Source organism: Aeribacillus composti (genome assembly GCF_031760945.1).
Taxonomy (GTDB): Bacteria; Bacillota; Bacilli; order Bacillales; family Aeribacillaceae; genus Aeribacillus; species Aeribacillus composti.
In genome coordinates this window covers 2107363-2131619 of sequence record NZ_CP134501.1, presented here as the reverse complement: position 1 = coordinate 2131619, position 24257 = coordinate 2107363, and the positions used below count along the sequence as shown (strand labels likewise).

Annotated in this window: 20 protein-coding genes; 12 read left to right on the top strand and 8 right to left on the bottom strand. The window is 38.1% G+C overall.

Annotation, left to right across the window (positions count from 1 at the left end; translation table 11 throughout):
* Nucleotides 1-18 precede the first annotated feature (18 nt).
* Entirely contained in the window at nt 19-1305 is a 1287-nt protein-coding gene (locus RI196_RS10255; protein ID WP_311066204.1) for an MFS transporter, read from the top strand.
* Between the two features lie 218 nt (nt 1306-1523).
* Here RI196_RS10255 and RI196_RS10250 read toward each other — a convergent pair whose 3' ends face one another.
* Entirely contained in the window at nt 1524-2753 is a 1230-nt protein-coding gene (locus tag RI196_RS10250; protein ID WP_027725928.1) for an IS110 family RNA-guided transposase, read from the bottom strand.
* 433 nt (nt 2754-3186) lie between these two features.
* Here RI196_RS10250 and dhaK point away from each other — a divergent pair, with 433 nt between their 5' ends.
* Nucleotides 3187-4191, top strand: coding sequence for a dihydroxyacetone kinase subunit DhaK (gene dhaK / locus RI196_RS10245; RefSeq protein ID WP_311066203.1), 1005 nt, complete (start codon nt 3187-3189; stop codon nt 4189-4191).
* 16 nt (nt 4192-4207) lie between these two features.
* A complete protein-coding gene (gene dhaL / locus RI196_RS10240; protein ID WP_063388759.1) occupies nt 4208-4864 on the top strand; it encodes a dihydroxyacetone kinase subunit DhaL in 657 nt (218 codons plus the stop codon).
* 967 nt (nt 4865-5831) lie between these two features.
* Here the strand turns inward: dhaL and RI196_RS10235 are convergent.
* On the bottom strand, nt 5832-6599 hold the full coding sequence (locus tag RI196_RS10235; RefSeq protein WP_063388751.1) for a DeoR/GlpR family DNA-binding transcription regulator: 768 nt from the start codon (nt 6597-6599) through the stop codon (nt 5832-5834).
* Nucleotides 6600-6885: 286 nt separating this feature from the next.
* Here RI196_RS10235 and rpiB point away from each other — a divergent pair, with 286 nt between their 5' ends.
* Both rpiB and glpX read left to right on the top strand, forming a co-directional pair.
* Nucleotides 6886-7371, top strand: a complete 486-nt coding sequence (gene rpiB, locus RI196_RS10230) for a ribose 5-phosphate isomerase B (RefSeq protein ID WP_063388750.1) — start codon at nt 6886-6888, stop codon at nt 7369-7371.
* Nucleotides 7372-7408: 37 nt separating this feature from the next.
* Nucleotides 7409-8368, top strand: coding sequence for a class II fructose-bisphosphatase (gene glpX, locus RI196_RS10225; protein WP_311066202.1), 960 nt, complete (start codon nt 7409-7411; stop codon nt 8366-8368).
* Nucleotides 8369-8520: 152 nt separating this feature from the next.
* On the opposite strand, the gene RI196_RS10220 is transcribed toward glpX, so the two are convergent.
* Nucleotides 8521-9750 carry an IS110 family RNA-guided transposase gene (locus tag RI196_RS10220; protein ID WP_027725928.1) on the bottom strand — a complete coding sequence of 410 codons (1230 nt, stop codon included), beginning with the start codon at nt 9748-9750 and terminating at the stop codon, nt 8521-8523.
* A 432-nt stretch (nt 9751-10182) separates the two neighbouring features.
* Here RI196_RS10220 and fsa point away from each other — a divergent pair, with 432 nt between their 5' ends.
* Together fsa and tkt are read left to right on the top strand one after the other, a co-directional pair.
* Nucleotides 10183-10833: a fructose-6-phosphate aldolase gene (gene fsa / locus RI196_RS10215; RefSeq protein ID WP_063388749.1), complete on the top strand. Its 651-nt coding sequence runs from the start codon at nt 10183-10185 to the stop codon at nt 10831-10833.
* Between the two features lie 77 nt (nt 10834-10910).
* The gene (gene tkt, locus RI196_RS10210) at nt 10911-12920 is read left to right on the top strand and encodes a transketolase (RefSeq protein ID WP_311066201.1); all 2010 of its coding nucleotides are present in this window, start codon (nt 10911-10913) and stop codon (nt 12918-12920) included.
* A gap of 760 nt (nt 12921-13680) precedes the next feature.
* Here tkt and RI196_RS10205 read toward each other — a convergent pair.
* Nucleotides 13681-14103 carry a VOC family protein gene (locus RI196_RS10205; protein ID WP_063388747.1) on the bottom strand — a complete coding sequence of 141 codons (423 nt, stop codon included), beginning with the start codon at nt 14101-14103 and terminating at the stop codon, nt 13681-13683.
* Nucleotides 14104-14754: 651 nt separating this feature from the next.
* On the opposite strand from RI196_RS10205, the gene RI196_RS10200 reads away from it, so the two are divergent.
* Both RI196_RS10200 and RI196_RS10195 read left to right on the top strand, forming a co-directional pair.
* Complete coding sequence (locus RI196_RS10200; protein WP_311066200.1) at nt 14755-15036, top strand: hypothetical protein; 282 nt, start codon at nt 14755-14757, stop codon at nt 15034-15036.
* 1081 nt (nt 15037-16117) lie between these two features.
* Nucleotides 16118-16597 carry a VanZ family protein gene (locus tag RI196_RS10195; protein ID WP_063388207.1) on the top strand — a complete coding sequence of 160 codons (480 nt, stop codon included), beginning with the start codon at nt 16118-16120 and terminating at the stop codon, nt 16595-16597.
* A gap of 295 nt (nt 16598-16892) precedes the next feature.
* Here RI196_RS10195 and RI196_RS10190 read toward each other — a convergent pair whose 3' ends face one another.
* Entirely contained in the window at nt 16893-17366 is a 474-nt protein-coding gene (locus tag RI196_RS10190) for a hypothetical protein (protein ID WP_063388206.1), read from the bottom strand.
* A 388-nt stretch (nt 17367-17754) separates the two neighbouring features.
* Here RI196_RS10190 and RI196_RS10185 point away from each other — a divergent pair, with 388 nt between their 5' ends.
* The gene (locus RI196_RS10185) at nt 17755-18192 is read left to right on the top strand and encodes a hypothetical protein (protein WP_311066199.1); all 438 of its coding nucleotides are present in this window, start codon (nt 17755-17757) and stop codon (nt 18190-18192) included.
* 316 nt (nt 18193-18508) lie between these two features.
* Here the strand turns inward: RI196_RS10185 and RI196_RS10180 are convergent, their stop codons facing one another.
* The 3 genes from RI196_RS10180 to RI196_RS10170 form a co-directional block, all read right to left on the bottom strand.
* Nucleotides 18509-18694 (bottom strand): hypothetical protein, encoded by a 186-nt coding sequence (locus tag RI196_RS10180; protein ID WP_063388204.1) that lies wholly within the window; start codon nt 18692-18694, stop codon nt 18509-18511.
* A 901-nt stretch (nt 18695-19595) separates the two neighbouring features.
* The gene (locus RI196_RS10175) at nt 19596-20342 is read right to left on the bottom strand and encodes an IclR family transcriptional regulator (protein ID WP_311066198.1); all 747 of its coding nucleotides are present in this window, start codon (nt 20340-20342) and stop codon (nt 19596-19598) included.
* 26 nt (nt 20343-20368) lie between these two features.
* Entirely contained in the window at nt 20369-21142 is a 774-nt protein-coding gene (locus tag RI196_RS10170) for an IclR family transcriptional regulator (RefSeq protein ID WP_063388202.1), read from the bottom strand.
* 179 nt (nt 21143-21321) lie between these two features.
* On the opposite strand from RI196_RS10170, the gene RI196_RS10165 reads away from it, so the two are divergent.
* Nucleotides 21322-22644 (top strand): phenylacetate--CoA ligase family protein, encoded by a 1323-nt coding sequence (locus RI196_RS10165; protein ID WP_311066197.1) that lies wholly within the window; start codon nt 21322-21324, stop codon nt 22642-22644.
* A 111-nt stretch (nt 22645-22755) separates the two neighbouring features.
* The gene (locus RI196_RS10160; RefSeq protein WP_094245982.1) at nt 22756-24231 is read left to right on the top strand and encodes a hydroxymethylglutaryl-CoA lyase-like TIM-barrel protein; all 1476 of its coding nucleotides are present in this window, start codon (nt 22756-22758) and stop codon (nt 24229-24231) included.
* Nucleotides 24232-24257: the final 26 nt, after the last annotated feature.

Genomic DNA, 24257 nt, shown 5'->3' with positions numbered 1-24257 from the left:
GAAAAAGGGGGGAAATTAATGACAAATTTAACAAAAAAACAGTCGTTTTTGGATCGTATTGGTATTCCTTCTCATCTGTTTTGGGGATATGTTGGAGTTTTAATCTTTATGATGGGTGACGGATTAGAACTTGCTTGGATAAGTCCCTATCTCGTTGATCGTGGGCTTACCGTCCAACAAGCTGCCGGTCTTACAACCGCATATGGAGTAACGATTGCGATTGGGGCATGGTTTTCGGGTGTATTGGTAGAAGCCATAGGTCCACGAAAAACAATGTTGCTTGGTGTGTTGGCTTATACTATAGGTCAAGTACTATTTCTAACTATTGCGTTACCTGAATTACATTACGGTTTGATGATCCCTACATATGCTGTTCGGGGATTTGGCTATCCATTATTTGCCTACGCATTTTTAGTATGGATTACTTATCGGACACCTAGCTATCAATTAGGGAAAGCTGTTGGTTGGTTCTGGTTTGTGTTTACTGGCGGATTAAGTGTACTGGGGGCATATTTCTCCAGTTGGGCCATACCGGTTATTGGCCACATAGGTACTTTATGGGTAGCACTTGTATTTATCGCATTTGGAGCATTTTTAGCGGTAGTTGTGAACCGCGACCAAATTGATGTTAAAAAAGTGGATGAATCTAAGAAAGAAAATAAATTGAAAGAGCTATTAAATGGTATTTTAATTGTCAAAAAAGAGCCGAAAGTTGGAATTGCCGGGATTGTACGTGTTATCAACCAAGCTTCTCAATATGCTTTTCCGTTGTTTTTACCGATTTATTTGGGAAAACAAGGAGTTAGTACAACCGTTTGGTTGAATATTTGGGGAACAATTTTTATTTCTAATATCGCTTTCAACTTAATCTTTGGATATGTTGGTGATAAGTTAGGGTGGAGAAGAACGGTTAAATGGTTTGGTGCTGTAGGTTGTGGTGTATTCACATTAATGCTATTCTACATACCATATTTCTTTGAAGAAAATGTATTTCTAGTCGGTCTAGCAGGTATACTTTGGGGAGCTTGTTTAGCTGGATTTGTTCCACTATCAGCTTTAACTCCTTCTTTAGTTGGTGACGGAGATAAGGGAGCTGCAATGTCAATTTTAAACTTGGGGGCTGGTTTATGTGTTTTTGTCGGCCCTGCAATAGTAACACTATTCTATGATGCTCTTGGCGTTAAAGGTTTAATGTGGTTATTAGCTGGATTATACTTTATAGCGGCTATTTTAACAAACTTTTTAAAACTTCCTGATGAAACGGTCAAAAAAGTATCTAAGAATGTAAAAGAAAAAATAGTTTAAAAACTAAAAATAGTAGTACTATTAAAAAGAAAAGGATTAGCATTAATAATAGTATCATTAATCAAAGTCCTGCGGTAATATGTCAAGGTGAAAAATCATAGAAATTGGAAATTCCCTTGTCCGATGATCCGAAAAAAGGCAATACTGAAGAAACCCAGTATTGGTACATGTAATAAACTGGGTCTAAAGGTTGATATTGGTATACCAGATCGATCCTCTTATCGATCTTCCCCCTTTCTTGGCGTGTAGATTTGACCGTTGCGTAGCAGCGCATCGATCACACGCACGAGTTTTCTAGCGGTGAGGACGAGGGCTCGTTTATGTTGGTGTTTGGGCACTTCCTCATACTTCTTCCGGTAGTACGCACGAAACGTCGCATCATGCCGTTGCACCGAGTTGGCAGCCTCCACTAGGTAGTAACGGAGATAGCGATTGCCGGAACGAATGAGGGAGGTGTCCTCGGCTTGAAAACGGCCCGATTGGTGCTTGGACCATGTCAAGCCGGCATATTTTGCCAAGGCGGCCTGGTTGTGAAACCGCTCGATTTGCCCGATTTCGGCCAGGATGCCTGCGGTATAAACCGGTCCGATGCCTGGGATGGTTTGCAGTGTGTTCGGAATGCCTTCAAGATGGCGGGTAATGGCTTTATCGAGCTCTTTGAGCTGCGATTGCAGGCTGCGGATTGATTGAATCGACAGCCCTAACAGCAAGTCGATGGAATCCTCGACACACTTGGACAACCGATACGACGAACGGGCCGCCTTTTGAATCGACTTGGCGATGCATTCCGGATCGGCAAAGCGATTGCGCCCTTTTTGGCGCAGGAAGTCGGCCAACTGCTTGACATCCATTTGGCAGATGTCATCGAGGCTCCACGACTCAAGCAGCAGTTCGAGAATGGCATGTCCGAAGATCGAACTGTCCACCTCTTGGGTAAAGGAACTGCATTTGTAAAACAAGTGCTGGAGAAAATACTGTTTCTCACGGGTTAACTGGTGGACGAGATGATATCGCATGCGTGTCAGTCGCTGAAGCGCGAGAAACTGCTCCTTGAGGACAGCCGTCATCTTCAGACGGCCGAAGCGAAGCCGATCCGCAATGATCCAAGCATCGATGTCATCCGTTTTCTCCAAGTCGACATAGGCTTCTTTAAACTTGCGAATGAGCTTTGGATTGATCGTAAACACCTTGACGTTCCAAGCCTGCAAGGCCTCCTGCTGGTGGAAAAACATAGCTGGATGCCAACTGTAGACCGAGGTGGCTTCCATCCCGATCAGAATTTCGGTTGGCTTTCGCTTGTTAGCCCACAGGAGGATTTGATCCCGAAGGAAGGTGGCGCCCAGAAGATGATTATCCACTTTGAAGCGTGCGCACGTATTTCCTTCATGATCCATAATGCAGGTGGCTAAGTCGCGTGAGCTCACGTCGATCCCGACGTAGAGTTTCATGAGATCACCTCCTATTGTTGTAGGATCGAGGGGTAGGACTCTTCGGGATGCCCCCGGATCGCGCCTGTTGACCAGTCACCCTCGCATATGAGAACTCACGTTGGACCATGGGCTGCCCTGGAAGCTGCTCCTTCCAGCATGGGGAAAACCAACGGGAACAGCCTGCGGGTTAGACGTCCAAACAGGGGCCGAGGAGACAGACTTTACAAGTAGTCAAAGCTACAGGAGTGAGAAGAGTATCCCCGATGATCCTAAGACCATTATCCAGGAACATTGCGAAAAGTCCAACCCCGGTACGCTCAACCCTTTGTGGGAGGGGCGCGCCCCTCCCACAAAGGCAACCACCCAAGATATGCGATTGTCAAGGAGCGTATCGGACTGGAAATTCGATAAAAAAACTTTCTGAAACTTAGTATACGAGGAGTGTACGTCTGTGAAGAAACTGATAAATGATCCGAAAAATGTTGTAGAAGAAATGATTGAGGGCTATGTAAAAGCCTATCCAGACTATGTTAAACAACTACCTGAAAATAAACGAGCAATAGTTACAACACGTAAAACTCGAGAAGGGAAAGTAGGTATATTAATCGGAGGGGGTTCTGGTCATGAACCAGCCTTTATGGGTTATGTTGGTGAGGGAATGGCAGATGGTGTAGCAGTTGGCAATATTTTCGCCTCTCCATCTCCAGAACCAATTTTGGCAGTAACAAAAGCAATTGATAAAGGAGCAGGGGTCGTCTATTTATACGGTAATTATGCAGGTGATGTAATGAACTTTGGTATGGCAGCTGAAATGGCTGAATTGGATGAGGATATATGTGTAGGTACTGCTATAACAACTGATGATGTGGCATCTGCACCAAAAGAAGAAAAGGGAAAACGCCGTGGGATTGCAGGTGAATTCTTTGTATGGAAAGCAGCGGGTGCAGCAGCTGATTTTGGTTATAATTTAGACGAAGTTGTTCGGGTTGCAAAAAAGGCAAATGAAAATATTCGATCAATGGGTGTTGGTTTAACACCATGTTCATTACCTCAAACCGGTAAACCAAGTTTTGAAATTGGTGATGATGAAATGGAAATTGGACTTGGACACCATGGGGAACCGGGGATAGAAAAAGGTCCGCTTAAACCGGCAGATGAAGTAGCAGATCGCTTAGTTAATGAAATTTTAGAAGATATCGAAATCGAAGAAGGGGATAAAGTGGCTGTCTTAGTAAATGGCCTTGGTTCTACACCATATATGGAACTCTTTATTATGTTTCGTCGAGTTGAAAAATTATTAAGTGAACGTGGGATTAAGATATATCGTTCATATGTTGGAAATTATATTACTTCATTAGAAATGGGTGGCTGTTCAATTACATTAATGAAATTGGATGAGGAATTGGAAAAAATGATTGATCATCCAGTTAATACACCAATGTTTGTACAGAAATAAGTAAGGAGGTCTCTAAATGGAATTTACAGCAAAAGATTTCATGCGCTATTTTAAAGCAGTTGTAGATGTAATAGAAGAACAAAAAGACTATCTGTGTGAATTAGATCGCAAACTAGGTGATGGTGACCATGGTGTAACAATGTCCATAGGCTGGCAAGCTGTAAACGAAAAATTAGAAAATGAATTAGCAAATGAAGAAGATCCCGCTAAAGTAAATACAACTGTCGCCAAAACGTTCTTAAATGCAGTCGGATCATCTGTTGGTCCTTTATATGCCACAGGTTTTATACGTGGTGCAAAAGTCATAAAAGGGAAAACAGTGATTAATGATCAAGATTTAGCGGAATATTGGATAGCTTTTGGAAGAGGGATTCAAGAACGCGGTGGTGCACGGGTTGGTGAGAAAACAATGGTTGATACGCTAGAACCTTTTTTAAACGAACTTGAAGCAAAGGTTAAAAAATCCGGTGACTTTGTTGGTGCATTTACATCTGCTGTGCATCAGGCAAAAAAAGGAATGGAATCTACAAAAGATTTGCTATCGAAAAAAGGCCGTTCTAGCCGGTTAGGAGATCGTTCAATTGGAGTTCAAGATCCGGGAGCAACTTCCTGTTATCTTATATTAGAAACATTCTTAAATTATGTAAATAATAAGGTAGAAAAAGTCGGTTAAAAATCAACACAAATGAATCCATTCTTATTATTTAATGGCACCTTTATTGTATCAAATGTAATAAAGGTGTCTTTTTCAAAAAGAAAATACACCTTTCACTTTATAAATCTTTTAAATGGATAAAATGGATATATAAAAACATAATTTTTTATTATAAGATTCGAATTCTAGGAAAAAACAATAAAAAATAAAGATTTATCATTAAATTTTGTGATTTAGACAAACAATGAAAGCTCTTCTGAGATCCCGATTTTTGAATCCTTTGTAGGAGAATGATTTCCTGGAGTAGTCTATACCCTTCATTCCATGAGGTAGCCCAGATAATAGAAAATTAAAAAGGTGAAATCTCCCAATATTTCTTATCTAGGGAAGCAAATATAAGATTAAAAATAGAGCATATTACAGAAATTTAGAACGTTTTCGATTGTATTTCTTGAATGTGCTGGATTTACTTAACAACAGACGTTCTGCCCTCTCCTTCCTCATCATTTTTTGTGATTGTATTTTGAAGGGATGAAGAAGGAGAGGTCTGCTTGTATCTTAAACTATCCAACTTATTATAAGAATTTTAATTAATTACAAAAAATGTTGATTAAATATAATAAAAAAGTAATCGTTAAACTTTGCACATTTTCTAGGCCTGATTATATTATGAGATAATCTCCTCATGAATCTATAGTATTGTGAAGACAAAGAAGGAAAATTTTTCAATCCATTTTATTATCTTTGCTATCTGTTTAAGAAATTTCTAAATCAAATATAGATAAGAATGATCGATACGGACGCCTTGATCAGCTACTTCCATGCATAGTCAGAAACGATCCCATTATATTGTCGTGTTTTTAATAACCTTACATCCAAATAATACATCCTTACTCTGATAAACAGGTTGGATTATTTTACTCTTACATAAAAAAGAGATGCAGCCAAAAATAATAATATTATGCACCTCTATTTTGAAAAATTTTTATAAAATTTTTATGTTATAATTAATCAGCTGATTATATAAATCGCTTGAAATATTTTGATCAGTAATTAATGTATCAATTTCCTCACAAGTAGCAAAGGTTGCAATTGAACTTGTTCCGATTTTTGATGAATCCAATAGGGCAACAACTTTGTTTGCCTTTTCAACCATCACTCTTTTTAATTCAACTTCATACACATTAAAATCGGTAAGTCCCTCTTCAACTGTAAAACCACTAGCTGATGTAAACAATGTATCAATATTAATTTTGTCCAACACGCTTTTACCAAGGAGTCCTTCGATTGCCATGGATCCCATTCTTGCGATACCGCCGATTAATATAACATTAATTACCGGGTTCTCCTTTAGTTCCAATACTTGAGAAAGGCCGTTTGTTACGACTGTAATATGTTTGTTTGACCCACGTAAAAGCCGAGCTAATTCAAGAGATGTTGTACTCGCATCAAGAAGTATACAATCTTTATGAGAAATTAAATCAATTGCCTTTTTAGCAATGGCAATTTTGGATTCTCGGTTTTTCTTTTCCCTCTCAGAGAAACTCTTTTTTGCAGGAAGATCTTCATTCAAAACAGCACCGCCATGTGTACGAGTTAAAAGCCCCTCTTCTTCTAATATGTTTAAATCAGCCCGTAATGTCGCCTCGGAAACGTTTACATATTTAGCTAAGTCTTTAACAGTTACTCTTTTTTTCTCCCGTAATATATTTAAAATTAACTGTCTTCTTTCTGTCGCAAATAATTTATTCATTTTTTATCCCTCCTAACCTACATAAATTGTATCAATAACGTTTCATTAATAAGTAAAAGTAATTAAAAACAAATAAAAACAACCATAATAATACTTATATCAGTTTAAACAATTATTTGCAATATGGCAAGTAAATAAAAATTTAAAAATAATAAAAAGTTTTGTTTATATTATCGAAACGAAAATAAACGAAAATAAAACTTGAAAATAAAAAGTAAATATAATAAAATGATAATGGATAGTAAAAAATAAAAAAATTAAGATGAATTTGAAAGGGGAAACAAATATGAAAATTGGAATCGGATGTGATCATAATGGTTTTGAATTAAAAGAAATAATAAAAAATTTTATAGAGGAATTAGGACATGAGGTTATAGATTACGGCTGTTATTCGATAGATGCAATTGATTATCCTGACGTTGCATTTAAAGTGGCAGAAGGGGTCAACAAAGGGGAGATAGAACGCGGTATTCTTATTTGCGGTACAGGAATTGGTGTATGTATTGCTGCGAATAAATTTCCGGGTATCCGTGCAGCATTAGCTCATGATGTCTATTCCGCTGAAAGGGCACAGTTAAGTAACGATGCGCAAATTCTTACAATGGGTGCACAAATTATTGGACCGGAAGTGGCAAAGAAAGTTGTATCCGCTTACTTAAACGTTGAATGGCAAGGCGGCTCTCAACGGAAGATAGATAAAATTGTAAAGAAAGAAAAACAATTTTTAACCGAACAAGGTCAACAAGCTATTGCCGGTTCATGTGGTTGCTAAATATGTCATTGTTTTATTTAAAAAGGGGTGGACGTCAGTGCATCGATTAATGTTCGATTTTTTAAATGTGACTGAAACAGCGGCATTGGCTTCGTTTGCATGGGTTGGAAGCGGGAATAAGATGGAAGCGGACCGAGCAGCAACAGAATCAATGCGTACTTTGTTAAATCAGATCCCCATGTCCGGTACAGTCGTGATTGGTGAAGGTGAAATAGATGAAGCACCAATGCTTTATATTGGAGAACGGGTCGGTAAAGGAAGCGGTCCTGAAATTGATTTAGCCGTCGATCCAATTGATGGCACAACTCCAACCATAAATGGTCAAAATGACGCCATAGCCGTTATCGCCGCGGCTCCTAAGGGCGCTTTGCTCAATGCTCCGGATATGTATATGGAAAAAATCGCTACCGGACCTAGAGCAAAAGGTATAATTGATATCAATCAATCATTGGAAGATAATTTATATGCTGTAGCGGAAGCAAGTGGAAAGCAAGTAAATGAATTAACAGTCATTATTCAAGGGAGGGAACGCCATCAAGGAATGATAGATAGTATTCGTAGTCTTGGTGGGAAGGTACTTTTATTTGAAGAAGGTGATGTTATTCCTGCGATTTCCACATGTGTAGAACATTTAAATATTGATATGTTTATCGGCATTGGAGGTGCTCCTGAAGGAGTTTTGGCAGCTGTCGGTATAAAAAGTTTAGGCGGTGATATGCAGGCTAGACTCCTGCCGAGAACAAAAGAGGAGTATGAGAGATGTAAAAAAATGGGGTTATCAGATCCTGAACAAGCGCTTATCCTTAACGATTTAGTCAATGCTGATGATTGTCTTTTTATTGCAACGGGTATTACAAACAACATGTTAATAAGAGGGATTCGTCAAGACAAAAATAAGTTTATTACTCATTCATTATTAATTAACGGAAGAGATAAAAAAATGCGATATACCGAAACTGAGCATTTTTTCACAAGAAAGGCAGCTCTAACAGTATAAGTCCTGCGGTAATATGTCAAGGTGAAAAATCATAGAAATTGGAAATTCCCTTGTCCGATGATCCGAAAAAAGGCAATACTGAAGAAACCCAGTATTGGTACATGTAATAAACTGGGTCTAAAGGTTGATATTGGTATACCAGATCGATCCTCTTATCGATCTTCCCCCTTTCTTGGCGTGTAGATTTGACCGTTGCGTAGCAGCGCATCGATCACACGCACGAGTTTTCTAGCGGTGAGGACGAGGGCTCGTTTATGTTGGTGTTTGGGCACTTCCTCATACTTCTTCCGGTAGTACGCACGAAACGTCGCATCATGCCGTTGCACCGAGTTGGCAGCCTCCACTAGGTAGTAACGGAGATAGCGATTGCCGGAACGAATGAGGGAGGTGTCCTCGGCTTGAAAACGGCCCGATTGGTGCTTGGACCATGTCAAGCCGGCATATTTTGCCAAGGCGGCCTGGTTGTGAAACCGCTCGATTTGCCCGATTTCGGCCAGGATGCCTGCGGTATAAACCGGTCCGATGCCTGGGATGGTTTGCAGTGTGTTCGGAATGCCTTCAAGATGGCGGGTAATGGCTTTATCGAGCTCTTTGAGCTGCGATTGCAGGCTGCGGATTGATTGAATCGACAGCCCTAACAGCAAGTCGATGGAATCCTCGACACACTTGGACAACCGATACGACGAACGGGCCGCCTTTTGAATCGACTTGGCGATGCATTCCGGATCGGCAAAGCGATTGCGCCCTTTTTGGCGCAGGAAGTCGGCCAACTGCTTGACATCCATTTGGCAGATGTCATCGAGGCTCCACGACTCAAGCAGCAGTTCGAGAATGGCATGTCCGAAGATCGAACTGTCCACCTCTTGGGTAAAGGAACTGCATTTGTAAAACAAGTGCTGGAGAAAATACTGTTTCTCACGGGTTAACTGGTGGACGAGATGATATCGCATGCGTGTCAGTCGCTGAAGCGCGAGAAACTGCTCCTTGAGGACAGCCGTCATCTTCAGACGGCCGAAGCGAAGCCGATCCGCAATGATCCAAGCATCGATGTCATCCGTTTTCTCCAAGTCGACATAGGCTTCTTTAAACTTGCGAATGAGCTTTGGATTGATCGTAAACACCTTGACGTTCCAAGCCTGCAAGGCCTCCTGCTGGTGGAAAAACATAGCTGGATGCCAACTGTAGACCGAGGTGGCTTCCATCCCGATCAGAATTTCGGTTGGCTTTCGCTTGTTAGCCCACAGGAGGATTTGATCCCGAAGGAAGGTGGCGCCCAGAAGATGATTATCCACTTTGAAGCGTGCGCACGTATTTCCTTCATGATCCATAATGCAGGTGGCTAAGTCGCGTGAGCTCACGTCGATCCCGACGTAGAGTTTCATGAGATCACCTCCTATTGTTGTAGGATCGAGGGGTAGGACTCTTCGGGATGCCCCCGGATCGCGCCTGTTGACCAGTCACCCTCGCATATGAGAACTCACGTTGGACCATGGGCTGCCCTGGAAGCTGCTCCTTCCAGCATGGGGAAAACCAACGGGAACAGCCTGCGGGTTAGACGTCCAAACAGGGGCCGAGGAGACAGACTTTACAAGTAGTCAAAGCTACAGGAGTGAGAAGAGTATCCCCGATGATCCTAAGACCATTATCCAGGAACATTGCGAAAAGTCCAACCCCGGTACGCTCAACCCTTTGTGGGAGGGGCGCGCCCCTCCCACAAAGGCAACCACCCAAGATATGCGATTGTCAAGGAGCGTATCGGACTGGAAATTCGATAAAAAAACTTTCTGAAACTTAGTATACGAGGAGGTAGTAACATGAAATTTTTCCTTGACACAGCTAATATTGAAGAGATAAAACGAGTAGCAAGTCTTGGATTAGTCGACGGTGTAACGACAAATCCGACAATTATTGCCCGCGAAGGAAGAGATTTTGAGGAAGTTATTAAAGAGATTTGTAGTATTGTGGACGGACCAGTTAGTGCTGAAGTTATCGAGTTGACTACCGAAGAAATGGTGAAGGAAGCACGCGTATTGGCCGGTTGGGCGCCTAATGTTGTTGTAAAAATTCCGATGACTGAAGCGGGATTGGAAGCGGTTAATATTCTTTCAAAAGAAGGAATCAAAACAAATGTTACTTTAATTTTCACAGTTGCCCAAGGCTTAATGGCTGCTAAAGCCGGTGCCACTTATGTAAGCCCATTCGTAGGGAGACTTGATGATATCGGTACAGATGGTCTTCAATTAATTAGAAGCTTAAAAGTCGTACTTTCCAATTACAATTTTAAAACAGAAATTATTACGGCAAGTGTTCGTAGCCTTGAACATGTCGAAGAAGCAGCAGTTGTCGGTGCTGATATTGTAACAATCCCGGGTAACCTATTCCCCAAACTATGGGGACATCCATTAACAGATAAAGGAATTGAACGATTTTTAGAGGATTGGAAGAAAGTTCCGATAAAGGGTTAATTTTATTTGAAAGAAAAGGGCAATCGGAAGTTGACCGATTGCTCTTAGGCATTTATAAAATGTAAGGAGGAACACCAATGGTCAACACAGTTTCCATAGAACAATTATCCATTAATACAATTCGTACTTTGTCCATTGACATGATCGAAAAAGCCAACTCCGGACATCCCGGATTACCGATGGGGGCGGCTCCGTTGGCTTACGTTCTTTGGACGGAATTTATGAAACATATCCCGAAAAATTCAAAATGGTTCAATAGAGATCGCTTTGTTTTATCAGCAGGTCACGGTTCGGCACTTTTGTACAGCTTACTTCATCTTTCCGGTTATAACGTAACAATGGATGATTTGAAAAACTTCCGTCAATACGGTTCAAAAACACCGGGTCACCCCGAAGTGCATCATACAGACGGCGTGGAAGCAACAACAGGCCCATTGGGACAAGGAATTGGGATGGCTGTTGGAATGGCGATGGCAGAAAGATTTTTGGCAAGTAAGTATAATAAAGAAGATTTGTCGGTTATTGATCATAATACATATGCCCTTGTCGGTGACGGCGACTTGATGGAAGGGATCTCTCACGAAGCCGCGTCGCTTGCCGGTCACTTAAAATTAGGCAAACTTATTGTTTTATATGATTCCAATGATATTTCCCTTGACGGTGACTTAAACCGCTCTTTTTCCGATCAAACGGCAAAACGTTTTGAAGCATACGGATGGCAAGTTTTACGAGTAGAAGACGGAAATGATACGAAAGAGATTTATGATGCGATTAAAAAAGCCCGGGAAAATACGGAACAACCGACATTAATTGAAGTAAAAACCGTGATCGGTTACGGTTCGCCGAATAAAGCCGGTAGGTCCAAAGTTCATGGTGCACCGTTAGGTAAAGAGGAAATACAATTAACGAAAAAATTTTACGGTTGGAATCATCCGGATTTCCATGTGCCGGAAGAAGTTTATGCAGATTTTCATAAGAAAATAGTTGAGCCGGGCAAAACTACTGAGGATGCTTGGAATCAATTGTTTACCACTTATAAAGAAAAGTACCCGGAACTTGCCGCAGAATTGGAAGCAGCAATAAACGGAGAGCTTCCGGCCGATTGGGATCAAAAATTGCCGGAATTTACACCAGGTTTTGATACTCTTGCAACACGTGTGTCTTCCGGAAAAGTGTTAAACGCCCTTGCGAAAAACGTACCATACCTATTTGGCGGCAGTGCGGACCTTGCAGAATCAAACAAAACTTACTTAAACGGAGAAGGTGACTTTTCTGCCGAAAATTATGCCGGACGGAACATTTGGTTTGGTGTTCGCGAATTCGGTATGGGTGCGGTATTAAATGGAATGGCACTTCACGGCGGGGTGAAAGTGTACGGAGGAACATTCTTAGTATTCAGTGACTATTTAAAACCGGCCATTCGTTTGGCAGCTCTTATGAACGTACCGGTTACGTATGTGTTTACCCATGATTCCATTGCTGTCGGTGAAGACGGTCCGACTCATGAACCGATTGAACAATTAGCCGGATTGCGTTCCATTCCAAATCTTTTGGTTATACGCCCTGCAGACGGTAACGAAGTCCAAGCGGCATGGCGCCTTGCCCTTGAAAGTAAAGATCAGCCAACCGCATTAATTTTAACAAGACAAAACTTGCCGACATTGAAAGGTACGCAAGAGCTTGCTTATGAAGGGGTAAAACGCGGTGCTTACGTAATAAGTAAAGGAGAAAAAGAAGTACCTGATGCATTGTTGATTGCGACTGGTTCTGAAGTGCAGCTGGCTGTCCACGCACAAAAAGCATTGAAAGAAAAAGGAATTGAAGTTAATGTGATCAGTATGCCGTCTTGGGATCGATTTGAAAAACAAGATGAGACTTATAAAAATGAAGTGTTACCAACAACGATAAAAGCAAGAGTCGCAATTGAAATGGCTTCTCCGCTCGGGTGGAAAAAATATGTCGGCGACCACGGCATCGTAATGGCAATCGACACATTTGGTGCATCCGGAAACGGCAATAAAATCATTGAAGAATACGGCTTTACGGTTGAAAATGTTGTTAATCAAGTTGAGCGGTTAGTAAAATAAATGTAGAAATTTTATGGCAAAAGAGTCGGACGGATGTCCGATTCCTTTTTTTGTGCGCTAGGGTAAAAGTCCTAATCTGTGATAGTAGAAGTAGCGGTTAGCTTAACTCAAGGATCTGAACGGAAGATGTTTGTAGTGATAAGGAATTTGCAGGAAACGAGCGACGCTCTGGAAATAAGCCGAGCGACGGTTATGGGAATATTAGGTATCTAGGATAATATAAAAATCATAATAATGAGATGGGAAAGAGCGAGAGTAAGTACTATCGTTTAAAAGCAAGGGCATTTTTATAAGCTTGCCTTTGCTCAGCGAATCGAGGTGTACAAGTCATGAATTTTGAGTAGTTGATATTTAACCATTTATCGCTTGCCATAACATTAAAAATACATCGGTGTCAACCAGGACTTAATGGATCGGGCCAGATGAATAAATCGGTCTTTTCTGTCAGTATTGTTCAACTATTGAACACGATAGTTGAAGTAAAATTATCACAATCTTTTTAAATCTTACCGTTTGAACAAGTACCTTTTCTTCTTTTACTCTTTTGTTTAGTAAAAAGTCTAAAAAACAATTGAAAGAGGAAGAAGCAGTTAGTTGAGTAAAATAAGAATTGAAAATAAAAAAGCACCCATTTATACATAAGTTAAATGGTGCTTCCAAGTATTTGAAATATAAGTTAATTTCAACAATTGTTCTTTAATCGTTTATTGTAAGAAAATAAAGAATAGAATAGGGGGATGTATCTTCCAAAGTACAAAAATTATTCTACTATTGTTGAAATCTGCCAGGTTATGCCGAATTTATCTCTAACTTGTCCATATGATGGACTCCAGTGAGTTTCTTGAAGTGGCATGATTACTTCGCCACCTTCCTGAAGTTTTCCAAATACTTCTTTTGATTTTTCTACATCATTTAAAGTGATCGCTACTTCAACTTGTGAACCAAGTTGATATGGTTGACCTGGAAATGTATCAGATAGCATAAGAAACGTATTTCCGACTCTTAATTGTGCATGTATTACACGATCTTTTGCTTCAGCAGGAAGAGCGAATTCTGGGTTTTCAGGCAATTCACCGTAAGTTTGAACTCCCAGAACTTCTGCATCCAGTGCATTTTCATAAAATTTCACTGCTTCTTTTCCATTACCATCCATTCTTAAATAAGCATGAACTCCTAAAATCATAAAACACACCTCTTTTTTTCAATTTTTTATCATAATCATCAACAAGAACATACATTCGTAATAATATCACATATTGCATGTGTATGGAAGCACCACATTAAAACAGAGTCAGTCAAGACTTTGTGGGAACTTTTTTGATTCGCTGAAAACAGATGTAAGTCATAGGTTAGCGAACCATTTTTTTGAATTTCATCCGTGAGCGCTTTCGGACTCTCATCCCTTGCCATGACGGACGTATATGTGGTAGCTAACATTATTGCCAGGTTTTCGTAAGTGTTTTCTTCTTTTTTGCCAAAATCACAAAAAGTGGTGATGAATCAAATTTTTTAAGGGGATCATTTTAATTGAAAAACATTTTATTCGTTTTTTTATTAGTATTCTTGGGGGATGCAGTACGAGCAACAAGGATGTAACGGCTGATGCTGATGAATCATCATCCACTTCTCTTAAGGTAGCTGAGGAAGAGGAGGGAAAAGAGGTTATTGAAAACAATGATGGTGAAAAGCAAAAAAATGACTCTAAACGGAAAGCAATGTAAAAGAAAATGTAACTGAGGAAAGTGATGATCAAGAAAAAGGGGAAGAAGTTTTAAAAGAAAATGTAACTAATGAAACGAATGAGAAAGAAAAGGAACCAGAAATGCAGTTCAAAATGAGAAAGCAACAAAAGAAAATAGTGAAAAAGAAGAAAGACAAGAGGAGAAACCTTTTAAAAAAAGCTGAAAACCAAATTGATAACGATTTTATAAAGAATAACTTAAAGATAGGGATGACTCAAGAAAAAGTAAAGAATTTATTAGGGGAACCAAAAGCTATTGGTACTAGTGCTTTGGAAAGCCATAAAGTATGGAGACATGGTTATGTAATCAAAGAAGGCTATGTTTTTGGGGAACAGAAGGATTTTCAAGAAATGGGGATTCGATACGGTGGATGAAAAAGGTCTAAAAATGGAGATTTGCGGATGCAATTGTTCATATTATGGACAGATGAAGGAATTATAAATTATTTTTCTAACTTATTATATTGATAAAAACAATAAACACAAGGAATATCGTGTGTTTGAGGGCGGAACAGTTAAGCAAACAGAACTTTAAATTTTGTAAAGATAAAAATAATAAAAGAATTTTACTTAGTTCTTCCAATATTTTTGGAATGAAAGTTAAAACTATAAAAAGCATTGATATTTACAAATATATAAGGATTTTCTTTTGAAAAGCAAAAATAAAAGCAAGTACAGAATCAACACTAAAGTACACTCTTGGGAACAAGAACACACAATATTAATACTGAAATAACAACATGTTTATTTTGTTTTTGGCATTAAAAAAATGTGGTTGCATTTGGACGACCACACTTTTTTTATTTTGCACAATGATTAGTCCAACAAATGAAAAACAGGATTAGATATACCAATATGAACACTCTTTCGGGTGTTTTTCTTTTTTTGGCAGGAAATCGACACATTTTGTCGAATTGAGTAGACCAAAAGGAGGTTGGTTTAAAATGAAAAAGTTTTTTCAATGTGCCAAAGATCAAGCAATCTGGATTTATTCAGGTATAGCCTGTGCTGTGTTGATCTTATTTCTAAAATAGAATTTAAAACAATAGTATCCTTCGGGGTGCCTTTTTATTTGGAGGAATGACGAACTGTATATATTTGTATCCTTCGTAGGAAGTATCATTAAGATTTTGAGAGTTATTGGATTAGCTTTCACAAATAGTATTTTTTGTATTCCTTGAAAGATGGAACGGAACGTTTTAACGATTATATTGAGAGCTTGTTGAAGAAAGAGATGGACAGAGACTAGTCAATGCATACGGAAGGTTGGCTTTATCTAGCTAGTATTATGTTTGTTTTCAAGGAAAATAGTCGGCTGGCATATAGACTGTTCCATGAAAAAGGAGCTACAGATTAACTAAATTTGTGATTTAACATTATATCTTATTCAATTAACGTGGCGGGATAGTTTAAGAGCTAACATTAAAAATACGAAGAAAGACAGGATGAGCTGTAAATGAAAAAAGTAATAAAGGTAATTTTTAGTATTAGTTTCATATTTTATTTATTAGCACTGGTAATGCTGTTGTTTGTAGGAGTTATGTTTGTGGGAATTAGAGGTCATATATGGACAGACTTATCGTTAATAGAATATTTAAGGAGTTCTTCAAATTTCGTTCCATTTAAAACTATTAGTACATATATTACGGCAATGTTTGACGGAAGTTTGAATATAGGTATACCTATAAAAAACCTCTTTGGTAACTTAATTATGTTTTTACCAATGGGAATTTACCTACCTTACTATATTAAAAAGATAAACAAGGTAGGTGGATTTACGTTCTCAATGATTATATTGTTATTTGTTATTGAAGTAACACAATTAGTTACAAGAAGAGGAAGTTTTGATATTGATGATTTTATACTTAATATGGTAGGTGCTTTGATAGGTTTTGGTATTTGGAAAACAAAAATAGTTCAGAGGTTACTTAAATAGATGTCTCTTACTCTTCAACTAAAGGGGGCTTTAGGTGAATAAGACTAAACTACGATATATAACTTCCAGATAATTGGAAGTTATATTTTTTATATAAAATCAACATTAAACTTTAACATAGCCATTTTTAAAAGGCCACCAAACGATAGCGCGGTAGCTGCGAAAAAAAATTTATAAATTTTTGTGTCTACTTTATTGACCTAATATCAAATCTCCAGTGAATAGTTGTAAAAATATATAAAGAAAAAACGCCTCTCTCATCATTTTCCAGCACCTCGTATCAAATGTAATTATCTCAATTTTTTACTATAAATTTAGAAAGCCGTTTTGCGCCAACATATACTGCGTGAATACATAAATACCCGAAAAACAAAAATAGGGAAACATAAAGACGACCTTTTTCTGTCATTACAATTTCATTAGATAGAAGAGAATAAAAGAACACATACAAATAGAAAAAGGCGAGCATGAGAAGAGCTTCGGAAATATAACCAAGAATTCCTTTTGCACGGTTTAACACGGCGGAAAATATCATATCCATGATCACTGTAATAAAGAGAGTAGTTACAAAAAATTTGAGAACAATTTTTATAGAAGATAGGGTTCCCGATGCATGAATATGAACATCGTTTGTCCATGAAATAAGATGCATTACAAAATAAAAAACAAGAAAAGGAAAAGAAATAATGGCTAAGCACATGAAAGATACAACTGTTTTAGCAAAGATGTGATCTGCCAAAGAATATTTGCTTCTATCTTTCTTTTTCATAATATGAAAAATTCCTCTCTAATTTATTTATTAGAAACGGGAATCGATTTTCCAGATGTTGATTTAACAAAATTAGAAGAAAGTTCGCAAATGCCTCCGTATCAAAACTGGAGGAAATATTAAATTCTTCATAATTAGGACGTTCTACTTGAAGGGTTCAGTTGCTGCTGCAATTAGAGAGTGGCTAAGAGCACTATAGTTGCAAAACAGCATGTAACGAAAGTATGAAAAGCTGTAAAAAGGTATAAAATTATGAAAAAAATATTGGTACTAAGACAACGATTTTTGTTTTAAATTATAAAGAAGGAAATAAGCGGACAACTAAAATAAAATTAGAAAGCATCATATTAATCCCAAATGGGGAGACAAAAAATAGAGGTGCTTGCTTATGATACAATATAAATTTGACATTGAGAAAAACCGTTCGAAAGAGATATTGGAAAATATTATAAATCAATTGTTTCCTCAAAAAAGAATAATCTATGCAATGATTCCTGATTACTACGATGACTTCCTTTTAGAGCTTTCTCCAAAGTTTGTAACAATCAAAAACATTTTGGATGAAAAATATTCCTTTCCGAAAACAGAATACATATTAGGTTATGCAGAGGCTGAAGACTTGTCCTTAGTTTATGAATTTTATGAGCGAGCCAGCGTTATTCCATTTGTTGTTGCAAGTCAAGATATTCCATTCTCCGCTGGCAGAGAAATTGTTGATTTCGAAAAATTTTATGATTACTTTAAAACGAATCTTATTTCTCACTTGACGATAGGTTATGATCAAAAGTTTTTAACCTTTTACAAAAATGAACCTTTACAGCATTAAAATTTTATCTAGCTTTAAAAGCACACTAATCCAAGATGAACTGCTTCCTTTCAAGCAGAACGTGGAAACAATCAGCGGTCTCGATCCTAAACTTCGAATGACTAAGACCATAAAGGGATCGACTGCATTAAGATTGGAGTCGCTAGTCTTGATCCGCAGGACTAAGGCCGTTTAATCATTTTTGATAACGGTGGTTATGGTAAATTTGATTTATTCGTCAACTAAATTTTTTCACATTTGATGTTAGTCAAAAAATGTAAATGGAAACAGAGATTCGAGGTGTCCAAATCGGCCAACAAGCAGCCGATATAAATTATCAGACTGGATCTTTATTTCTTTTGCCATTTACAAACGCCCAAACTGAACCAGAAACAATAGACAGAATTCCAATAAATAAAGAACATTTTTGAAGAATATCGTTACTCTGTTCCGTTGTCAGACATATTAGAAGCAAAGAAAAACCTATAAGAAATTGAGAAATCACCATATTATCTATTTTCAAATGAAACACCTCCCAAGAAAATAATACCATATTTTATGGTGTTTTAGTGCATACGTGAAAAAGTGATTTGAAGAATTTGCGAAACAAAATTGTGTTAAATGAAAAGTATTTAAAAATGCTTTTTTCCATTTTAGAAACGAGTTAAAAGTAATTGCTTACTTTATTAAGGAGTTTGGATTCTTAAAATAAATCGAATTGTAAATATGGCTATTGTAAAAATTGATCGTGAATTATCAGCTTTCTTCCATGGAGAAATCAAGTTTTTCTTGAAAGCATATGAAGAGTAGTAGCACAGACTCCGGCCAATGTCTGTGTTACTTTAGTAGATGTGGAGAAAAGGTCTTAACAGTCCTAAAACATGAGTTCATACAAAAAATCTGGCTTCCTACCATTGTCCTTGCCAGAATCAGTTTCAATGTTGGACCCGGCTGATGCTTGCTGTTTTCAGGATGTCGTAATGTCACAATTCCCAATTCAACATGTCCTTATCGAGTTCCGCAAAGAAAATCTGCAAAACGACGATTGCCCTTGATCTTAGCTAGTCGTTTTTGTTTTAGTATTTTTTAAGCGTAACCTTCTTTTTATTTGGTCAAAGAAATCAATCGTCTTGTTCTTTTCTTTTTTTGCGACTTGCCTGTCTCTAGATGTTGTTCAGCTTCTTTTTCAGTTGTGTTGATTCCTGATGATGTTGCAGCGTTTCATATGATTCAACATCATCACATCAAATATAAAATGAAGGGTATCTTTGCAAGTCATCACCAAAGAGACAGGACATACCTTTCAAACGCTTAAAACATACCGATAAAAGAGATGGACATCAACTATCCCAGTTAAGAAGCATCCTTTGAATAGTACCGCTATCTAACTAATGATTCTAGAAAGGATTGGAGACATTTGAACGTTACGAGTTAAGCCGAATTTTCTCGCAAACTTTCTTGAATTCTTTTGCCCTTTGCTCAATCGTTCGCAATAGTTTTGCATCATTTGGATATATCAATTCAATAGCAGCAATAATATGACCGCTTGTGTTTTTCAAAGGAGCGGCGACAGTGATGAAATCTTGATAATGTTCATCCGCTGAAATTGCATATCCATTAGTTTTTACATGTTTGAGTTCAACTAAAAAGTCCTCAATATTTGAAAAAGCGGTAGCAGTTAAAAGATATTGTTCGGAATAATTGATAATTTCCTCTTCAGATAGTTGCGACAATAAAATTTTTCCAGCACTTGTATAGTGTAAAGGTACCTTTCTTTCTATGTACGTCACATACCCCATGATAAGATGTTCGTAGTCTGTTTTATTAATATAGTAAATGTGTTCGCGGTGCATCACACCAATTTGAACCGTTGCTTTAAATTGAGAAGATAATTTCTTAAGTAAATAGGTAGAATTGCTGATAAGTTTTGTGTGGGCTGTCACAACAGAACTTAAGGAAAGAATGGACACACTTAATCGGTAGCTGTTCAATATGGAATCTTTTACAATAAAGCCTTCGTCTTCAAGATTTTTTACTAGCCGATGAGCAGTGCTGTAGGCGATTCCAAGTTGATCTGAAATTTCTCTAATGGAGTATTCACTTTTTTCCATGGTAAATAAATCGAGAATTCTTAAGGCATTTTCTAAAGAAGAGTAAGTTTTCTTTTTCATGTAATTTAGCAACTCCCGCCTAAAGATTAATTAAAATATCCGAGCATTTTCGAAAGCTTTTTGGCGGCTCGGATGACTTCTTGGGTAAAATAGGGAATATCCTCTTTGGTAATCCGATTACTTCTTCCTGTAACACTAATCGCTGCGATGACTTCATTTGTATAATCATAAACAGGAGCACCGATGCTAATCCCCTGGTAAAATTCATCAATACAAATAGCAAAACCTTGTTTTTGAATTTCCTTTAATTGAGTGATCAGTTCGTGAGCAGATGCAACAGTATTTTGTCCATAACGTACAATCCCGTTTTCTTCAATTTTTTTCACTAACTTTTCTCTTTTCTCCTCTTTTTGATAAGCTAACATGATTTTTCCGCAGGCTGTACAATAGGATGGATTTCTTTTCCCGATGTGTGAATTTAACCGGATCGGATGTTTGCTCTCAATTTTGTCTAAGTATGCGATATCAGTTCCTTCCAGGACTCCTAGATGAACGGCTTCATCCAATTTTTGAACGAGTTCTTCTAAAACGGGTCTGGCTTCTTTTCGAATTTCCATTGTTGTTGTAATGATTTCAGATAAATGGAGAAACATATAGCCTAGCCTATATCGTTTTGATTGAGAATCTCGCAAGATGTAGCCATAATCTTCAAGGGTCACCAATAATCTTTTGGTCGTGCTAATGTTTAAATGAAGCTGTTTCGAAATCTCTGATAGTTTCCATTCAGGATTCTCCTTCGTAAATAGTTTTAGAATGTTCATGGCATTTTTGATTGTGTGAATCGAATAGGTTTCATTCATATGCTTCCTCCAAAATTTTTGAAATTATCATATAGCGAGAATCTATATTTTTATACAACTATTTTTTTGATAAATGTCATATAGCGGGAATGTATACTTTTATTTAACTGTTTTTTATTATAACATCAAATCGAAAAATTCAATAAAAACAAAATATTCATAATTTAGGTGGGATAAAAATGATTCTGAAATTTGAAAACGCATTCAACGAACCTTATGTGGAATTGAAGGATTTTCAAGAAATAAAACTGAGGAAACAAATAAAGTATGTGTATGAAAATTCCCCATTTTATAGAGAAAAATTTAGACAAGCGGGAATTTCGCCTGAAGATATTCAAACGATCGGGGATTTAGAGAAAGTACCTTTTACAACAAAGGATGAGATAAGGGAGAGCCAAAGAATTCAGCCGCCTCTAGGGTTGCACGCGGCCGCTTCTTTAGAAGATGTCATTCGGGTGCATTCTTCATCAGGAACAACAGGGAAGCCAACATATGTTGGGATCACAAGGCATGACTGGGATGTATGGACAGAAATTCTTGCAAGGGTATTGACGACCCACGGGATTGGAAGAGACAGTCGAATCGTTTTTGCCATGGGACTTAGTTTTTTCGTTGGAAGTTCAATGAAAGACGGCATTGAACGATTAGGTGCAACATTTATTCCTATTGGTACCGGCGCTTCTGAACGCGTAGTTCAAAGCATTCAAGATTTTCAGGCGGATGTTCTATTTTGCACCCCTTCCTATGCAAGCTATTTAGCAGAATATGTACGGGACCATTTTCATATGGAGCCTAAAGATCTTGGCATAAAAATTATGTCTGTAGGAGGCGAACCGGGAGGTGGTCTGCCGGAAGTAAGAAAAAAAATAGAGCAAGACTGGGGATGTAAAGTTTTAGAGGCAATGGGAAATGCAGATATGGCTCCTGTCTTGTTTAGCGAGTGTCCGGAACAGGATGGAATGCATTTTATAGGCTCAGACTTTGTCATTTGCGAAATCATTGACCCGAAAACGGGTAAAACGATTCCAATAGCTGATGGAGTAGAAGGGGAACTCGTTTATACAGCGATCGATCGCGAATGCTGTCCGCTCGTTCGCTTCCGCACGAGAGATTTAATTCGGGTTAAAACAGGTGAATGTAAATGCGGCAGAAAAAGTTTCAGAATCAGATGCATCGGACGAACTGATGACATGCTTATTGTAAGAGGTGTCAATGTTTTTCCATCAGCTATTAAAGATGTGGTCAGCAGCTTCCGTCCACAAGTGACGGGAGAAATTCGAATCTTGTTAAAACAAAAACCGCCGTTAGTACATCCTCCTTTACCCATTCAAGTGGAGGTTGAAGACGGGTTAACCGAAAGTGAGCAATCGGCATTGAAAAAAGAGATAGAGAGTACTCTTCGTTCGAAACTGATTTTTACCTCTGATGTTCAACTTGTTCCAAAAGGAACATTACCAAGGTTTGAAATGAAAGCGAAATTAGTTGAAGAAATAAATGTGTAAAAAATTTTTCTATATTAATACTGACTATTTGTTAATAAGATTCATAGAATTTTCATATAGCGAGAAATGTTACTTTTATAAGAAATTTTAAAAAATTTATGGAGGGATAAAATGAATTTACAATTTGTTGATACAACGTTCCGCGATGGATCCCAAAGTTTGTGGGCAGCCGGAATGCGAACAGGAATGATGGAAGCGGTTGCAGAAGACATTGGAAATGCTGGCTTTCGCGTTGTTGAAGTACCCGTTATGCCGATTAATTTCAAAAAGATGATAAGAGATTTAAAAGAAGATCCTTGGAAATTGGTTTGTATGTTGGCGGAAAAAATGCCAAATGTAACAAAAGGTACTATGGGGGAACCGGCCATTTTTCCCTTTGAGATTATAAACGCCCCTGTTGAAGTTGTGAAACTGTTTTATAAGCGGATTGTGGAAACGGGAGTATTAAACAGGGTACAAATTATGGCAAATATTTTCGGGAATGTAGATAAACTTTATCCATGGTATCTTCCGTTTTTAAGAAGTTTAAACTTAGAAGTTGTTCTAGCTCTTTCTTATACTGTTTCACCACGGCATACGGATGAGTATTATGCCGAGAAAACCCGTGAGTTAGCTGCAATGAAACCGGATGTTATTTATTTAAAAGACCAAGGAGGTCTTTTAACACCAGATAGAATCAAAACGTTGATGCCGGTGATTTTGGAAAACGCGGGCGGCATTCCTGTTGAACTCCATTCCCATTGTACAACGGGATTAGCCGAAGCGGTGTATATGGAAGCGGTTAAACTTGGCGTTCGGACCCTTCATACTGCCATTCCGCCGTTAGCGGACGGATCTTCTCAGCCATCCGTTTTCAATACAGTAAAAAATGCCGGATATTTAGGCCATCAAACAAGCTTAGATTTAGAAAGAATCCAGCGGGCTTCAGATAAATTAATGCAAATCGCGAAAGAAGAAAATCTGCCTATCGGACAACCGCTCTATTACGATTATTCCCAATATGTTTACCAAATTCCGGGCGGAGTGATATCAAACTTAAAACACCAATTAAAAGAATTAAAACTTGAAAACCGATTAGATGAAGTATTGGAAGAAACGGTGCGTGTTCGTGAAGATTTAGGCTATCCGGTGATGATTACTCCGTATTCTCAATTTGTTGTCAGTCAAGCTGCGATCAATGTTGCTACAGGCGAGCGCTACAAAGTAGTAATTGATGAAATTATTCAATTCGCTCAAGGAATATTTAGTGAAGACTCTGGTTACACTTGGATGGATCAAAATTTACGGGATAAGATTTTATCTTTGCCGAGAGCAAAACAGTTGTCAAAACCGTCAGATCGAGATGTACCTCTTCATAAAATAAGAGAGCAATTCGGCGGTCCTGATTTATCGGATGAAGAGTTTTTGCTTCGCTATATTATGAAAGGAACAAAAGAAATTGAAGAGATGCGTAAAGCAGGGCCTCATAAGACCTATTTTTCAGCGTCAACTCCATTAGTACAACTGCTAGATAAACTTAGTAAGCAGCAAGATATCACACATGTGCAAATACAAGGTTTTAACAGCTCTTTAGTTTTAACAAAATAAAAAAAGTTTCGGATAGACAGCGGTTG

Excerpts from the sequence above, each read along its gene's own strand:
- RI196_RS10255 (WP_311066204.1), top strand. The coding sequence starts at position 19 with ATGACAAATTTAACAAAAAAACAGTCGTTTTTGGATCGTATTGGTATT.
- RI196_RS10250 (WP_027725928.1), bottom strand. The coding sequence starts at position 2,753 with ATGAAACTCTACGTCGGGATCGACGTGAGCTCACGCGACTTAGCCACC.
- dhaL (WP_063388759.1), top strand. The coding sequence starts at position 4,208 with ATGGAATTTACAGCAAAAGATTTCATGCGCTATTTTAAAGCAGTTGTA.
- RI196_RS10235 (WP_063388751.1), bottom strand. The coding sequence starts at position 6,599 with ATGAATAAATTATTTGCGACAGAAAGAAGACAGTTAATTTTAAATATA.
- rpiB (WP_063388750.1), top strand. The coding sequence starts at position 6,886 with ATGAAAATTGGAATCGGATGTGATCATAATGGTTTTGAATTAAAAGAA.
- RI196_RS10220 (WP_027725928.1), bottom strand. The coding sequence starts at position 9,750 with ATGAAACTCTACGTCGGGATCGACGTGAGCTCACGCGACTTAGCCACC.
- fsa (WP_063388749.1), top strand. The coding sequence starts at position 10,183 with ATGAAATTTTTCCTTGACACAGCTAATATTGAAGAGATAAAACGAGTA.
- tkt (WP_311066201.1), top strand. The coding sequence starts at position 10,911 with ATGGTCAACACAGTTTCCATAGAACAATTATCCATTAATACAATTCGT.
- RI196_RS10205 (WP_063388747.1), bottom strand. The coding sequence starts at position 14,103 with ATGATTTTAGGAGTTCATGCTTATTTAAGAATGGATGGTAATGGAAAA.
- RI196_RS10200 (WP_311066200.1), top strand. The coding sequence starts at position 14,755 with ATGAGAAAGCAACAAAAGAAAATAGTGAAAAAGAAGAAAGACAAGAGG.
- RI196_RS10195 (WP_063388207.1), top strand. The coding sequence starts at position 16,118 with ATGAAAAAAGTAATAAAGGTAATTTTTAGTATTAGTTTCATATTTTAT.
- RI196_RS10190 (WP_063388206.1), bottom strand. The coding sequence starts at position 17,366 with ATGAAAAAGAAAGATAGAAGCAAATATTCTTTGGCAGATCACATCTTT.
- RI196_RS10185 (WP_311066199.1), top strand. The coding sequence starts at position 17,755 with ATGATACAATATAAATTTGACATTGAGAAAAACCGTTCGAAAGAGATA.
- RI196_RS10175 (WP_311066198.1), bottom strand. The coding sequence starts at position 20,342 with ATGAAAAAGAAAACTTACTCTTCTTTAGAAAATGCCTTAAGAATTCTC.
- RI196_RS10170 (WP_063388202.1), bottom strand. The coding sequence starts at position 21,142 with ATGAATGAAACCTATTCGATTCACACAATCAAAAATGCCATGAACATT.
- RI196_RS10165 (WP_311066197.1), top strand. The coding sequence starts at position 21,322 with ATGATTCTGAAATTTGAAAACGCATTCAACGAACCTTATGTGGAATTG.
- RI196_RS10160 (WP_094245982.1), top strand. The coding sequence starts at position 22,756 with ATGAATTTACAATTTGTTGATACAACGTTCCGCGATGGATCCCAAAGT.